General features: G+C 45.3%; 16 protein-coding genes. All 16 read left to right on the top strand.

Features of this window, described 5'->3' with window-relative positions; genetic code table 11:
- Positions 1-30 precede the first annotated feature (30 nt).
- The 16 genes from tilS to lysS all read left to right on the top strand — a co-directional run bounded on the left by tilS (position 31) and on the right by lysS (position 15,315).
- Complete coding sequence (tilS, locus tag BTR1S_RS18930; RefSeq protein WP_006640409.1) at positions 31-1,461, top strand: tRNA lysidine(34) synthetase TilS; 1,431 nt, start codon at positions 31-33, stop codon at positions 1,459-1,461.
- Positions 1,445-1,984 carry a hypoxanthine phosphoribosyltransferase gene (gene hpt / locus BTR1S_RS18925; protein WP_006640410.1) on the top strand — a complete coding sequence of 180 codons (540 nt, stop codon included), beginning with the start codon at positions 1,445-1,447 and terminating at the stop codon, positions 1,982-1,984. The genes tilS and hpt overlap by 17 nt, the downstream gene beginning before the upstream one ends.
- Before the next feature lie 85 nt (positions 1,985-2,069).
- A complete protein-coding gene (gene ftsH / locus BTR1S_RS18920) occupies positions 2,070-3,986 on the top strand; it encodes an ATP-dependent zinc metalloprotease FtsH (protein ID WP_006640411.1) in 1,917 nt (638 codons plus the stop codon).
- Positions 3,987-4,183: 197 nt separating this feature from the next.
- Positions 4,184-4,960 carry a type III pantothenate kinase gene (locus BTR1S_RS18915; RefSeq protein ID WP_006640412.1) on the top strand — a complete coding sequence of 259 codons (777 nt, stop codon included), beginning with the start codon at positions 4,184-4,186 and terminating at the stop codon, positions 4,958-4,960.
- A gap of 10 nt (positions 4,961-4,970) precedes the next feature.
- A complete protein-coding gene (gene hslO / locus BTR1S_RS18910) occupies positions 4,971-5,840 on the top strand; it encodes an Hsp33 family molecular chaperone HslO (protein ID WP_029418750.1) in 870 nt (289 codons plus the stop codon).
- Positions 5,841-5,905: 65 nt separating this feature from the next.
- Positions 5,906-6,790, top strand: a complete 885-nt coding sequence (locus BTR1S_RS18905) for a peptidyl-prolyl cis-trans isomerase (protein WP_373870249.1) — start codon at positions 5,906-5,908, stop codon at positions 6,788-6,790.
- Between the two features lie 68 nt (positions 6,791-6,858).
- Entirely contained in the window at positions 6,859-7,785 is a 927-nt protein-coding gene (gene cysK / locus BTR1S_RS18900; protein WP_006640414.1) for a cysteine synthase A, read from the top strand.
- Positions 7,786-7,960: 175 nt separating this feature from the next.
- Entirely contained in the window at positions 7,961-9,391 is a 1,431-nt protein-coding gene (locus BTR1S_RS18895) for an anthranilate synthase component I family protein (RefSeq protein WP_006640415.1), read from the top strand.
- Positions 9,388-9,972 carry an aminodeoxychorismate/anthranilate synthase component II gene (gene pabA / locus BTR1S_RS18890; protein WP_006640416.1) on the top strand — a complete coding sequence of 195 codons (585 nt, stop codon included), beginning with the start codon at positions 9,388-9,390 and terminating at the stop codon, positions 9,970-9,972. The genes BTR1S_RS18895 and pabA overlap by 4 nt, the downstream gene beginning before the upstream one ends.
- Positions 9,969-10,826: an aminodeoxychorismate lyase gene (gene pabC / locus BTR1S_RS18885; protein ID WP_034325931.1), complete on the top strand. Its 858-nt coding sequence runs from the start codon at positions 9,969-9,971 to the stop codon at positions 10,824-10,826. Before pabA ends, pabC begins: the two co-directional genes overlap by 4 nt.
- 17 nt (positions 10,827-10,843) lie before the next feature.
- Entirely contained in the window at positions 10,844-11,701 is an 858-nt protein-coding gene (folP, locus tag BTR1S_RS18880) for a dihydropteroate synthase (protein ID WP_006640418.1), read from the top strand.
- Complete coding sequence (gene folB / locus BTR1S_RS18875; RefSeq protein WP_029418747.1) at positions 11,694-12,056, top strand: dihydroneopterin aldolase; 363 nt, start codon at positions 11,694-11,696, stop codon at positions 12,054-12,056. The genes folP and folB overlap by 8 nt, the downstream gene beginning before the upstream one ends.
- Positions 12,053-12,553 carry a 2-amino-4-hydroxy-6-hydroxymethyldihydropteridine diphosphokinase gene (folK, locus tag BTR1S_RS18870; protein ID WP_006640420.1) on the top strand — a complete coding sequence of 167 codons (501 nt, stop codon included), beginning with the start codon at positions 12,053-12,055 and terminating at the stop codon, positions 12,551-12,553. The genes folB and folK overlap by 4 nt, the downstream gene beginning before the upstream one ends.
- The gene (locus BTR1S_RS22185; protein ID WP_006640421.1) at positions 12,505-12,714 is read left to right on the top strand and encodes a helix-turn-helix domain-containing protein; all 210 of its coding nucleotides are present in this window, start codon (positions 12,505-12,507) and stop codon (positions 12,712-12,714) included. Before folK ends, BTR1S_RS22185 begins: the two co-directional genes overlap by 49 nt.
- A gap of 16 nt (positions 12,715-12,730) precedes the next feature.
- Positions 12,731-13,732 (top strand): tRNA dihydrouridine synthase DusB, encoded by a 1,002-nt coding sequence (dusB, locus tag BTR1S_RS18865; protein ID WP_006640422.1) that lies wholly within the window; start codon positions 12,731-12,733, stop codon positions 13,730-13,732.
- Between the two features lie 83 nt (positions 13,733-13,815).
- On the top strand, positions 13,816-15,315 hold the full coding sequence (gene lysS, locus BTR1S_RS18860; protein WP_006640423.1) for a lysine--tRNA ligase: 1,500 nt from the start codon (positions 13,816-13,818) through the stop codon (positions 15,313-15,315).
- Positions 15,316-15,527: the final 212 nt, after the last annotated feature.

Below are 15,527 nucleotides of genomic sequence, written 5' to 3'. Positions count from 1 at the left end.
AATTCACCCTGCTTATAGTGGGAGGACATCGTGAAAAGTATTGAGGAATTTATGAAAAAAAACGATCTGTCGTTTGATGATGCGACAATCATTGTCGGAGTCTCCGGAGGGCCTGATTCAATGGCTTTGCTTCATGCGCTGAAACGCATGATTCCCGGATCTGCGTCACTGATTGCTGCACATGTCGATCATATGTTCAGAGGCTTGGAGTCTGAACAGGACATGCGCTTTGTAAAGGATTTCTGCAAAGCGGAGGGGATTCTCTGTGAAGCGCTGCAAATCAACGTTCAGAAGTATGCTGCCGAAAAAAACCTCAATAAACAGGCAGCTGCAAGAGAATGCCGCTTTCGGTTCTTTAAAGATCAAATGGAAAAGCACCATGCCACATATTTGGCCCTGGCTCATCATGGCGATGACCAGATCGAGACGATGCTGATGAAATTGGCGAAAGGAACCGTCGGTTTAGGACTTGCCGGCATCCGGCCGGTGCGCCGGTTTGGAGAAGGGTGGCTGATCAGGCCGTTTCTCGATCTTGCAAAGGAGGATATTTTACAGTACTGCAAAGCGAATCATGTACCGTTCAGAACAGATCCAAGCAACAATGAAGACGATTATACCCGGAACAGATTCAGGCATCATGTTCTTCCTTTTTTGAAGGAGGAGTCGGAAGATGTCCATAAACGGTTTCAATCTGTCAGTGAATCGCTGACAGAAGATGAATTATACTTACAGGCATTAACGAAAGATAAAATGAATACAGTAATCACAAACAAGTCAAGTTCCTGTATCGAAATCAATGTGGAAAGCCTTCTTGCACTTCCTTTGCCTTTACAAAGAAGAGGAGTTCAACTAATATTAAACTATCTTTATGAAAACGTTCCAACTGCGTTTTCATCCCATCATATTAAGGTGTTTCTGGAATGGATTGCAAAAAAAGATCCATCCGGTTCCCTTGATTTTCCAAATGGGTTAAAAGTGATAAAATCATATCATACATGTTTGTTTACATTTCATCGGTTGCAATGTGAAAATATTTCCTATCAATATGAAATTAGCGGAGCAGACGAAGAAGACCTGATGCTTCCGGGCGGCTTCTCCCTTCATGTGAGCAAACAAGGCGAAGACCGTGCTTTGAATGGAAATGATGTTTTCGCAACAAGTCCGCAGCAGGTTCATTTCCCCCTTTATGTACGGACAAGGCAAAAAGGGGATAGAATCAAACTTAAAGGGATGAACGGCTCAAAAAAGGTAAAAGATATATTTATTAATGAAAAAGTGCCTCTTTCGAAAAGAGACAGCTGGCCCATTGTCACAGACGCGGATGGAAGGATTATCTGGATACCGGGTCTGAAAAAATCCATTTTTGAGGAACTTGATGTTACAAACAATGATCGCATTGTATTACAATATAGACAGCATGAAAAGTGTAGGGGGCTAGCAAAGAATGAAACACGATATTGAAAATATTTTGATCTCCGAGGAAGAGATCCAAAAAAAAGTCAAGGAGCTCGGCGCTGCTTTAACCGAAGAGTATAGCGACAAGTTCCCCCTGGCCATCGGCGTCTTAAAAGGGGCCATGCCATTTATGGCGGATCTTTTAAAGCATATTGATACATATTTGGAAATGGATTTCATGGATGTATCAAGCTATGGCAATTCCACGGTCTCTTCAGGTGAGGTAAAAATCATTAAGGATTTGGATACATCTGTAGAGGGCCGTGACATCTTAATTATTGAGGACATCATCGACAGTGGGCTGACTTTGAGTTATCTTGTAGAGCTTTTCCGATACCGCAAGGCAAAATCGATTAAGATTGTGACCCTTCTTGATAAACCGAGCGGACGCAAGGCGGATATCAAAGCGGACTACGTCGGCTTTGAAGTGCCGGATGCCTTTGTCGTAGGATACGGTCTTGATTATGCGGAACGCTACCGCAATCTCCCGTATATCGGAGTGCTCAAACCGGCGGTTTATGAGAGCTGATTGGGAAAGGGATATCTGTTGTATTGGAACGATTTTCTATGATACTATTGAACATAGTTGTGCTTACTGTGGGAGGAGGTAAGGAATGAATCGGGTCTTCCGTAATACCATTTTTTATTTACTTATTTTATTAGTTGTGATCGGAGTTGTGAGCTACTTCCAAACCGCAAATCCGAAAACCGAAAATATGACGTACAGTGACTTTGTTTCAAACCTTGATAACGGGAAGGTTGAAAATGTTTCTATCCAGCCTGTCAGAGGTGTTTATGAGGTCAGAGGACAGCTTAAAAACTATGCCAAAGACCAGTATTTCCTGACCCATGTTCCTGAAGGAAAAGGGGCAGACCAGATTTTTGATGCAGTGAAAAAGACGAAGGTACAAGTTGAGCCTGCACAGGAAACGAACGGATGGATGACCTTCTTTACAACCATAATCCCTTTTGTTATTATCTTCATTCTTTTCTTCTTCCTGCTTAATCAGGCTCAGGGCGGCGGAAGCCGTGTCATGAACTTCGGCAAGAGCAAAGCGAAGCTCTATACAGAAGAGAAGAAGCGAGTCAAATTTAAAGATGTAGCAGGAGCGGATGAGGAAAAGCAAGAGCTGGTGGAAGTTGTTGATTTCCTGAAAGACCCGCGCAAATTTGTTGAGCTCGGGGCGAGAATTCCAAAAGGCGTGCTGTTAGTCGGACCTCCGGGTACGGGTAAAACATTGCTGGCGAAAGCTTGTGCAGGAGAAGCCGGCGTTCCTTTCTTCAGCATAAGCGGATCAGACTTCGTCGAAATGTTCGTCGGTGTCGGTGCATCCCGTGTCCGCGATTTGTTTGAAAATGCTAAGAAAAATGCGCCATGCCTGATTTTCATCGATGAAATCGATGCTGTCGGACGTCAGCGTGGAGCCGGTTTAGGCGGCGGCCATGATGAACGTGAACAGACGCTGAACCAGCTTCTTGTCGAAATGGACGGTTTCAGTGCGAATGAAGGGATCATCATTATCGCGGCGACAAACCGCGCCGATATTTTAGACCCGGCATTGCTGCGTCCGGGACGTTTTGACCGTCAAATCACAGTCGACCGTCCGGATGTAAACGGCCGTGAAGCTGTGCTTCGGGTGCATGCGAGAAACAAACCGCTTGACGAATCAGTAAACTTGAAATCGATTGCGATGAGAACGCCTGGATTCTCCGGTGCGGATCTCGAGAACCTTTTAAATGAAGCGGCTCTTGTAGCTGCCCGACATGACAAAAAGAAAATCGATATGCGTGACATTGATGAAGCGACAGACCGCGTCATCGCCGGTCCTGCCAAGAAAAGCAGGGTCATTTCCAAAAAAGAACGCAATATCGTTGCATATCACGAAGCTGGACACACTGTCATCGGACTTGTCCTGGATGAAGCTGATATGGTGCATAAAGTAACGATCGTTCCCCGCGGTCAAGCGGGCGGATATGCCGTCATGCTTCCTAGGGAAGACCGTTATTTCCAAACGAAGCCGGAGCTGCTTGACAAAATCGTCGGTCTGCTTGGAGGCCGTGTAGCTGAAGAGATTATATTCGGCGAAGTCAGCACCGGAGCCCATAATGACTTCCAGCGTGCAACAGGCATCGCAAGACGGATGGTAACCGAATTCGGTATGTCTGAAAAACTCGGTCCGCTTCAGTTTGGACAGTCACAAGGCGGTCAGGTGTTCTTAGGCCGCGACTTCAACAATGACCAAAACTACAGCGATGCGATCGCATATGAGATCGACAAGGAAATTCAGCGCTTCATTAAGGAATGCTATGAACGTGCGAAAACAATCCTGACAGAGAACCGCGATAAGCTTGAGCTGATAGCCCAAACATTGCTTGAGGTTGAGACGCTCGATGCGGAACAAATCAAGTATTTGATTGAACACGGAAGACTGCCGGATCGTCATTATGAAGATGATCAAGAGAAAAACGATGATGTGAAGGTAAACATCAACAAAAGAGAAGAAGAAACAAAAGAAGATGAAAAAGAGTAAGTCAATTTGCTCACATTCGTTTCTTTAAAGAAAACTGCCAAGCTGTGCTTTTTGGCAGTTTTCTTATTTTTTATGACTGAACACCGCCGCGGCAGTTCGGTTTTGATTCGTTTACAAACAGAATCGGCATCGTGTATTGTATGATGGTAGAATGTTTTATGTCCAAGTAAGAGAAACTAGTCAAAAGTGGTGATAAGATGTTACTTGTTATAGATGTGGGAAATACAAACACCGTTCTTGGTGTATACCATAACGGAGAGCTCGAATACCACTGGCGGATTGAAACGAGCCGCCATAAAACCGAGGATGAATTCGGCATGCTCCTCCGTTCTTTATTTGATTATGTAGGCCTGATGTTTGATCAGATCGAAGGGATCATCATCTCTTCAGTGGTGCCGCCGATCATGTTTTCACTTGAAAGAATGTGCACAAAATACTTTCATATTGAGCCGCAAATTGTCGGCCCCGGAGTGAAAACCGGTCTGAATATCAAATACGACAACCCAAAAGAAGTCGGTGCGGACCGCATCGTAAATGCGGTGGCGGCCATTCATCTCTATGGAAGCCCGCTGATTGTTGTTGATTTTGGAACTGCTACAACGTACTGTTATATTAACGAGAATAAGGAATACATGGGCGGAGCGATCGCGCCGGGTATTACGATATCAACGGAAGCTCTTTATTCCAGAGCCGCAAAACTCCCGAGAATTGAAATTGCGCGGCCGGATAATATTATCGGCAAAAGCACGGTCAGCGCCATGCAGTCCGGAATTCTTTACGGGTATGTCGGACAAGTTGAAGGCATTGTCAAACGGATGAAATGGCAGTCAAGACAAAATCCGAAAGTCATTGCGACTGGCGGTCTTGCATCATTAATCGCGGATGAGTCCGATTGTATCGATGTGGTAGACCCCTTTCTTACCCTAAAAGGGCTAGAACTGATTTACGAACGGAATCGCGTTGAAAGTGTTTAGGAGGGTGACAATGGATTATTTAGTAAAAGCCATTGCATATGACGGTAAAATCCGTGCATATGCAGTAAGAACGACAGAGACCATTCATGAAGCGCAAAGACGCCATAACACATGGCCGACAGCATCTGCTGCTTTGGGACGGACGATGACGGCCGCCGTAATGCTTGGCGCGATGCTGAAAGGCGAAGACAAGCTTACAGTCAAAATCGAAGGGGGCGGGCCGATCGGAGCCATCGTCGCCGATGCAAACGCAAAGGGAGACGTCAGGGGATATGTGTCAAATCCGCACGTTCATTTTGATTTAAATGAACATGGAAAGCTTGACGTCAGAAGAGCTGTCGGAACTGCGGGCACTTTAAGCGTTGTAAAGGATCTCGGCCTGCGCGAATTATTTACGGGCCAGGTTGAGATTGTTTCCGGAGAAATCGGCGAGGATTTTACATATTACCTCGTATCATCCGAGCAAGTGCCTTCATCCGTAGGAGTCGGCGTGCTCGTCAATCCGGATAATACGATTTTGGCTGCCGGGGGCTTTATACTTCAAGTTCTCCCCGGTACTGACGATGATACAATTACAAAGCTTGAAACCAACTTATCAAAAGTGGAACCGATATCTAAGCTGATTCAAAAAGGTCTTACACCTGAGGAAGTGCTGGGCGCAGTTTTGGGAGAAGATGCTGAAGTGCTGGAAACCGTCCCTGTCCGCTTTACATGCAATTGTTCCAAAGAGCGGTTTGCAAGAGGAATTATCGGACTTGGCAAGCAGGAGATTCAAGCGATGATTGATGAAGATGGCCAGGCTGAAGCGCAGTGCCATTTCTGCAATGAAACGTATTTGTTTACAAAGGAAGAGCTCGAAGCTCTTCGAGATGAAATATAATGCCCGCTATCTATTAGCGGGTCTTTTACAATGGGGAAAGGGGAGAATTTATGTTGAAGTCAAAAATGCTGGTTCCGATTGTGTTAATCGCAGTTTTCGTCAATTGCATCGTGATCGCGTATGTCCTCACGAAGTCGCAAGTCGCTTCTTCTTCATCTGATCGCGAAGTAATAGCCAACATCGGCAAAAACGAAATCACAAGAGAAGAATGGCTGAGTAAAATGGAAGAGAGGTACGGCAAATCGACGCTGGAGGATATGATTAATGACCGGGTCGTTGACCAGCTAGCCGAAAAAAACAAAATCAGCGTTTCTGAAGCCGACATTGACAGGGAGTTTATCCTGGTCAAAGCCGTTTATAATTCTTTTTATGAGGATGAAAGCACAACCGAAAAAGAGTGGAGGGAGCAAATCCGGCATAATATTCTGCTTGAAGAGCTGCTTACAAAAGATATCGTGATTTCTGAAAAAGAATTAAAGTCGTTTTATCAACAAAACAAGACCTTATATAAATTTGATGATTCATATCGGCTGAAGCATATCGTTGTAAAAGATAAAAGCGAAGCCGAGCGGGTTTTACAAGAATTAAAAGGCGGATCAAGCTTTGAAGCAGCCGCAGCAGAACATTCAACAGACCGGTATACGGCACCTTATGGCGGAGACCTAGGATTTGTCAATGATCAGCGGGATAACGTCCCTTCGGCATACATAGAAGCGGCTAAACAGCTAAAGGACAATCAATGGACGGCAGAACCGCTTAAAGTCAGCGGGGGATATGCGATCCTCCAGCGGAAAGAAAAGCTTGACGGACGGGCTTTTACTTATAATCAAGTGAAGAGCCAAATCAGAAGGCAGATTGCAATGGATCAATTAGGTGACAAGGCATCAGTCAAAACATTGTGGAAAGATGCGGACGTGTCTTGGTTCTATGACGCGAAAAATAAAGATTGACAAAATATTTTGATATTGATAAATTAAATATAATCCCAATACAATTACTCGGAAATTGAGGTGTTCACATGGTTCGCGTTGCAAACTCTGTTTATGACTTAATCGGAAACACACCTATCGTAAAATTAAATCGTTTAGTCGACGAAGACAGTGCTGATGTATATGTAAAACTTGAGTATATGAATCCTGGAAGCAGCGTAAAAGACCGGATTGCGCTTGCAATGATCGAAGACGCCGAAGAGAAAGGCCTTTTGAAAGAGGGCGATACCCTCATTGAGCCGACAAGCGGAAACACAGGAATCGGCCTTGCCATGGTCGCTGCGGCCAAAGGTATTAAGGCGATTCTTGTCATGCCTGACACGATGAGCTCAGAACGCCGCAACCTTCTGCGCGCCTACGGTGCTGAGCTGGTATTAACGCCTGGTGCAGAAGGCATGAAAGGCGCTATTAAAAAAGCGGAAGAGCTTGCGGAAGAGCATGGCTATTTCATGCCTCAGCAATTCAACAATCCTGCGAATGCCGAAGTTCACCGCCGTACGACAGGGCGGGAAATCGTTGAACAGTTCGGTGATGACGGACTTGATGCATTCATCGCCGGTATCGGAACAGGCGGTACGATTACAGGCGCAGGAGAAGTGCTGAAAGAAAAATACCCATCAATTAAAATCTACGCGGTTGAACCGACGGATTCCCCGGTTCTCTCCGGAGGAAAACCGGGTCCGCATAAAATACAGGGAATCGGAGCAGGCTTCGTCCCTAAAATCTTAAATACCGATGTTTATGATGACATCATTACGGTAAAAAATGAAGAAGCCTTTGAATTCGCGCGCAAAGCGGCGAAAGAAGAAGGGGTTCTCGGGGGAATTTCTTCAGGCGCGGCCATCTTTGCCGCAATCCAGGTTGCTAAAAAGCTTGGAAAAGGCAAAAAAGTACTTGCTGTTCTTCCTAGTAACGGAGAGAGATATTTGAGCACACCTCTTTATCAATTTGAATAAGATCGAAACGGACGGGGCTATCGGCAATGCCGACGGCCCTTTTTTAGTTGACCCAACTGCGCCCCTCTGAGTAAAACTCACGGGCTTTTTGCGATTGGAAAATAATTTCTCTTTTCCAAGAAAAAAGATTTGCATTACAATAAGGACAGTAGAAAAACGGCAGAGGAATGATGAGATGAGACAACGAAGGCCTGTAGCTAGAACATTTCCTTTCTCTAAGGAACGATTTGTAAAACGGTATGAATTTCTTTCAAAAGGCAAAGAGCACCATGTTTTGCTGGAAAGCGCCAGAGGCGGCGAATACAGCATCGCCGGACTTGATCCTGTGGCCATAGCGAAAGGAAAGGATGGAATCACGACGATCCAATATAAAGGGGACATCATTTTCAAAGAGGGAGATCCGTTTTTGCAGTTTACAAAGTGGTTTCAAACGCTAAAAACGGAGACGGTTGCAGATTTTCCCGATTTTCAGGGAGGGGCTGTCGGTTTTTTAAGCTATGACTATGCCCGCTATATTGAAAAGTTTAAGCTCCTGTCTATCGATGATCTGCAAACGCCTGATTTATTCTTTCTCGTGTTCGATGATTTGGCTGTTTATGATCATGCGGAAGAGAAGCTGTGGGTGATTACCCATACCGAGGAAAATGAGCCCTCAAAAGCGGAAGAGATGCTTGATATGCTTGAAACGATGTGGACATCGGAAGAGAGCGGAGCCGCAAAGCGTGAAAAAGCCGCTGAAAATAAAGGTGCATCATTCGCTTCTTCTTTTACTGAAGCCGGCTTTACCCAAGCGGTGGAAAAAATCAAACAATATATTGCAAGCGGCGATGTGTTTCAGGTTAACCTTTCTCTGCGGCAGTCGGAGCGGCTGTCGGCACCGCCTTTTGACGTCTATAAAATGTTAAGGAAGGTCAATCCGTCGCCTTACATGGCTTATTTGGAAACGCCCGATTTTCAAGTGATTTGCGGATCACCGGAACTGCTGATCAAGAAAAAAGGAAACCTCCTTGAAACGAGGCCGATCGCCGGGACAAGATCCCGGGGAACAGACGAAGCAGAGGATCAATCGCTTGCAAACGAGCTGATCATGAATGAGAAAGAACGTGCGGAGCATGTCATGCTTGTTGATCTGGAGCGAAATGACCTTGGAAGGGTCTCGAAATATGGCACTGTAAGCGTCAATGAATTCATGGTGATTGAAAAATACTCTCACGTCATGCACATTGTTTCAAATGTGTGCGGAGAAATAAAAGAAGAGTGCGACGCCGTGGATGTGATCCATGCCGTATTTCCGGGAGGGACGATCACCGGGGCGCCAAAGGTGAGAACGATGGAAATTATCGAGGAGCTTGAGCCGACGAGGCGCGGGCTTTATACTGGTTCTATAGGGTGGTTCGGATATAATCAGGATATGCATTTTAATATTGTCATCCGAACGATCTATGCCAAAGCAGGCCATGCATTCATGCAATCAGGAGCGGGCATCGTCATTGATTCCAATCCTAAGCATGAATACAAAGAATCGTGTAAGAAGGCCGCTGCGATGAAAAAGGCGCTGCAGTTGAGCGAAGAAGAGAAAAAAGAGCAGAGGAGAGCTGAGATATGATTTTAATGATCGATAACTATGATTCGTTTACTTACAATTTGGTTCAGTATTTAGGTGAGCTTGGTGAAGAGTTGATGGTAAAGCGGAATGATGAGATCACGATTGCGGAAATAGAAGAGATGTCCCCTGACTTTTTGATGATTTCGCCGGGGCCGTGCAGCCCGGATGAAGCGGGAATCAGCCTTGAAGCCATCCGGTCGTTTGCCGGAAAGATACCGATTTTCGGAGTTTGTCTCGGACACCAGTCGATCGCCCAGGTGTTCGGCGGTGAGGTAGTGAGGGCGGAGCGCTTAATGCACGGAAAGACATCTGAGATTTCCCATGACGGGTTGACCGTATTTAAGGATCTTGAAAATCCACTGACCGCGACCAGATACCATTCGCTGATTGTAAAGCCGGAAACGCTGCCTGACTGCTTCATCACATCCGCCTGGACAAAAGAAGGCGAGATTATGGCCATCAGGCATAAAGAGTTGCCGATTGAAGGCGTTCAGTTCCATCCAGAGTCCATCATGACCTCCTTTGGAAAAGAAATGCTAAAGAATTTTATTGAGACTTACCGAAAGAAAGTGAACGCATGATCATATACCTGAACGGTCAATACTTGGAGGAGGGGGAAGCGAGACTTTCTCCTTTTGACCACGGTTTTCTATACGGAATCGGCGTTTTTGAAACATTCCGCCTTTATGAGGGGAAACCTTTCCTCTTTGAATGGCATATGGAAAGGCTGGAGAGGGCGGTCAGCGAGCTGAAAATCGACATTTCGCTGACGAAGGATGATATTCTGGAAGTGCTTGACGAGCTTTTGAAGCTGAATCAGCCGCCAAACGGACATGCTCGTGTTCGTCTTAATATATCTGCAGGCCCCTCTGCATCTGGGCTTTCTGCCGACTCTTACAAACAGCCCGGCGTCATGGTGACCATGAATGCTTTCGATCCTTCTTCAATACCGGCTGAAAAAGAAGGGGTCGTATTAGAAGTCAGGCGAAACACGCCTGAGGGTCCGCTTCGCCTGAAATCACATCATTTTTTAAATAATTTGTACGGAAAAAGAGAAGTGGGAAATGATCCGCAGAAAGAAGGGATTTTTCTTACGGACGGCGGAGCTGTAGCTGAAGGAATCATTTCCAACGTTTTTTGGACGAAGGACGGATGTGTGTATACACCTTCACTCAAGACTGGAATTTTAGACGGGGTCACAAGGCGTTATATCATAGAACGTTTTCCCAAAATGGGTGTTGAAGTCAGGCAGGGGGAATACCCTTTGGAACATCTGCTTCGTGCGGATGAAGCCTGGATGACCAATTCCGTTCAGGAAATCGTCCCTTTCCGGAAAATCGGCAATGCCCTGTTTCCGGGAAAGGATGGAAGCCTGACAAAAAGTCTGCAAGAGGTATACACTAACGATAGACAACGCAACAAAGACTATTATTGATCTAAAGGGTGAAGGATATGGCGCCGCAAACATTGGCCCGTTCAAAACGGTTGATAGCAAAACACCACACATTGTCATATGAAGATAAAACATTGATTATGGGAATTTTAAATGTGACTCCGGATTCATTTTCAGACGGAGGGAAATACAACAGCATCGATCGCGCCGTGATACATGCGAAACAAATGATAGAAGACGGCGCGCATATCCTCGATATCGGCGGGGAATCAACAAGGCCCGGCGCCGGCAAAGTTTCTGCTGATGAAGAGCTCACAAGGGTTATACCGGTGATTGAAAAGCTTGTTCAGGAAATCGATGTGCCGATTTCTATTGACACATACAAGGCGCAAGTCGCCGACGAAGCCGTTAAAGCCGGGGCTTCCATTATCAATGATGTCTGGGGGGCAAAGGCCGATCCGGAAATGGCGCCGGTTGCAGCTTCCCATGATGTGCCGATTGTTTTAATGCACAACCGCCATGAGCGGAATTATACAGATTTGATACCGGATATGATGGCTGATTTGGGGGAATGCATAAGCATCGCAAAAGCAGCCGGTGTGCCGGATCATCATATTATCATTGATCCCGGGATCGGATTTGCAAAAACATACAAGGACAACCTCGCAGTCATGAATCAGCTTGAGGCATTCTGTGATCTTGGATATCCGGTTTTATTAGGGACTTCACGCAAAACATTCATCGGCCGTGTGTTGGATCTGCCGCCTGAGGAGCGGGCAGAAGGCACGGGGGCGACGGTATGTCTAGGTATTCAAAAAGGATGCGATATTGTCAGGGTGCATGATGTCAAGCAAATCTCGAGAATGGCGAAAATGATGGATGCCATGATTGATAAAGGAGGCGCTTATCATCGATAAAGTGTATGTTGAAGGGATGGAGTTTTACGGGTATCATGGCGTTTTCAAAGAAGAAAACAAACTCGGTCAGCGATTCCGCGTCGATTTGACGGCGCATCTTGATTTGAGTGAAGCGGGAAAAACCGATGACATTGATGCGACGATTAACTATGCCGAGCTGTATAAGCTTTGCAAAGAGGTTGTCGAAGGAGAGCCGGTCAACCTTGTCGAAACCCTTGCGGAAACGATAGCCGCTAAAGTGCTCAAGCGATTTCAAACGGTTCAGGAATGCACCGTCAAAGTGATAAAGCCTGATCCGCCGATTCCCGGCCATTATAAATCCGTTGCCATAGAAATGACGAGAAAGCGGAAATGAAGCATACGGCATATATCGCGCTTGGCTCCAATATCGGTCCGCGGGAAGAATTTTTAAAAAAAGCGGTCGCTCTCCTTCATCAGCATCCGTCTGTGGCGGTTACCGATATTTCCTCCATCTATGAAACAGACCCTGTCGGTTACACAGATCAGGATGCGTTTTTAAACATGGCCGCTGAGGTCAAGACGTCTCTTACTCCGTTTGAATTGCTTGATTTGACCCAGCACATTGAAAATGAGCTCGGCCGGACACGCGATATCAGATGGGGGCCGAGAACGGCAGACCTTGACATTTTGCTTTATAATCGTGAAAATATTGAGACAGAGCAACTCACAGTTCCCCATCCGAGAATGCATGAACGTATGTTTGTACTCGTCCCGCTACTGGAGATTTATCCGGACTATGAGGGATCTTGTGATCATGCAATAAATCGGGAAGGTGTAAGGATATGGAAGCAGAGATCTGGGGTAGACGAATTCGTGCGTTCAGAAAACTGAAAGGTTATACTCAAGAAGGGTTTGCAAAAGCGCTGGGTATATCCGTTTCTGTGCTTGGCGAAGTTGAACGGGGAAACCGTATGCCGTCGGAAAGCATGCTCAGGGATGTAGCCAATACTTTAAATATAACAGTGGAGGAACTATCTCCATCAGAAGAATAAGAAAGGAGGACGAAAAATGTTTAAAATCGGTGATATTGAATTGAAAAACAGAGTTGTGCTGGCGCCGATGGCCGGAGTGTGCAACTCCGCTTTCCGCTTGACTGTTAAAGAGTTCGGAGCGGGCCTCGTATGCGCCGAAATGGTCAGTGACAAGGCAATCCTTTACAACAACGCAAAAACGATGGGAATGCTGTACATCGATGAGCGCGAAAAGCCGCTCAGCCTGCAAATCTTCGGCGGTGAAAAAGAGACGCTGGTCGAAGCTGCAAAATTTGTTGACCAAAACACAACTGCTGATATTATTGATATAAACATGGGATGTCCGGTGCCAAAAATCACAAAATGCGATGCGGGAGCCAAGTGGCTTCTGGATCCGAATAAAATTTACGAAATGGTTTCTGCCGTGGTGGATTCCGTTGATAAGCCTGTTACCGTTAAAATGAGAATGGGCTGGGATGAAGACCACATCTATGCGGTGGAAAATGCGAGAGCAGTAGAACGCGCAGGCGGAAAAGCGGTGGCTCTCCATGGACGGACCCGTGTACAAATGTATGAAGGAACAGCGAACTGGGATATTATCAAAGAAGTAAAGCAGTCTGTTTCAATACCTGTCATCGGCAATGGAGACGTGAAAACCCCTCAAGATGCAAAGCGCATGCTTGATGAAACAGGAGTGGACGGCGTCATGATCGGCCGCGCCGCTTTGGGGAATCCTTGGATGATTTACCGTACGGTTCATTATCTTGAAACCGGCGAGTTGAAAGATGAACCTAAAGTACGGGAAAAGATAACTGTCTGCAAGCTTCACCTTGACCGTTTAATCAAACTCAAAGGAGAACATGTTGCTGTTCGCGAGATGAGAAAGCATGCAGCCTGGTATTTAAAAGGCATAAGAGGAAACGCAAAGGTCCGGAACGAAATCAACAATTGTGAAACAAGAGATGAACTTGTTCAGCTGCTAGATGCGTTTACGATTGAAGCCGAGGCAAAAGAGCTTCAGGATGCAAAAGTGGGATAAATCCGACCTCTGCTCACTGCCAGTTTTAACTGGCAGTTTTTCTGCTTTTTTCCTGAAAGAATAAAAGTAACGGAGTGATACTGATGAGTCATGAAGAGCATAACCATGAAGAGTTAAACGACCAACTGCAAGTCAGACGGGAAAAAATGAATCAAATGAGGGAAAGCGGAAAAGACCCGTTTGGTCAGCGTTTTGACCGCTCTCATCAATCAGCTGAACTTATTGGCTTATACGATAAGTTTTCAAAAGAAGAATTAGAAGAAAAAGCGATTGAGGTCACCATTGCAGGACGGATGATGACAAAACGCGGTAAAGGAAAAGCGGGATTCGCTCATATTCAAGACCTGCAAGGCCAAATTCAGATTTACGTAAGAAAGGACAGCGTTGGTGAAGAGCAGTATGAGCTATTTAAAAGCTCTGACTTAGGCGATATCGTCGGCGTCACAGGCGTTATGTTCAAAACGAATGTAGGCGAACTGTCTGTAAAAGCGACATCCTTTGATCTTTTAACGAAGGCTCTTCGCCCTCTTCCGGATAAATATCACGGATTAAAAGACATTGAGCAGCGCTATCGCCAGCGGTACTTAGATTTGATCGTGAATCCGGACAGCAAAAATACATTTATTACGCGCAGCAAAATCATTCAATCCATGAGAAGATACCTGAATAACCATGGGTATTTAGAGGTTGAAACACCTATGATGCACTCGATCCCTGGAGGCGCATCCGCACGTCCGTTCATTACTCATCATAATGCGCTGGATATGCCTCTTTATATGAGAATCGCAATTGAGCTTCATTTGAAAAGGCTGATTGTCGGCGGATTGGAAAAGGTTTATGAAATCGGGCGCGTATTCCGTAATGAAGGGGTTTCTACCCGTCATAACCCCGAGTTTACGATGATTGAACTTTATGAAGCTTATGCCGACTATAAAGATATCATGAGATTAACAGAGAATCTGATCGCTCACATTGCTGAAGAGGTGCTTGGCACAACGACGGTTCAGTATGGAGAGCATCAGGTCGAACTCAAACCTGAATGGAAAAGGCTTCACATGGTTGATGCCGTTAAGGAATTGACTGGCGTAGACTTCTGGAAAGAAGTATCTGTAGATGAAGCGAAAGCTTATGCTAAAGAACATGGGGTTGAAATTACTGAAAATATGTCAGTGGGACATATCATCAATGAGTTCTTTGAACAAAAAGTAGAAGAGACATTGATCCAGCCAACCTTTATATATGGACATCCGGTAGAAATTTCACCGCTTGCTAAGAAGAATCCTGAAGACCCTCGTTTTACAGACCGTTTTGAGCTGTTTATCGTGGGTCGTGAGCACGCGAATGCATTTACTGAACTAAATGACCCGATTGATCAAAAAGAGCGCTTTGAGGCGCAATTAAAAGAACGTGAAGAAGGAAATGACGAAGCTCATATGATGGATGAGGACTTTGTCGAAGCATTAGAGTACGGAATGCCTCCTACCGGCGGTTTAGGTATCGGTATTGACAGACTTATTATGCTTTTGACGAATTCACCTTCAATCAGGGATGTTTTATTATTCCCACAAATGAGGCATCGTTAAAGACCTTTCAGTCGGAGGCGCTATTATAGCGGTTCCGGCTGAATTTAAATTGATTTTTATTTTTTTCTAAAAAAGTATTGCGCAATCGTAAATACGGTGGTATATTATTATTCGTTGCCGCTAAACAGGCAATGAAACAAAAAAGAACTTAAAAAAAGTTCTTGACTTTATATTGAGTAATGGATATAATATAAAAGTCGCTTTAATAATGA

It is taken from the genome of Bacillus sonorensis NBRC 101234 = KCTC 13918, assembly GCF_001592005.1.
GTDB classification, from domain to species: Bacteria; Bacillota; Bacilli; order Bacillales; family Bacillaceae; genus Bacillus; species Bacillus sonorensis.
This window is presented reverse-complemented; position numbering and strand designations above follow the sequence as displayed.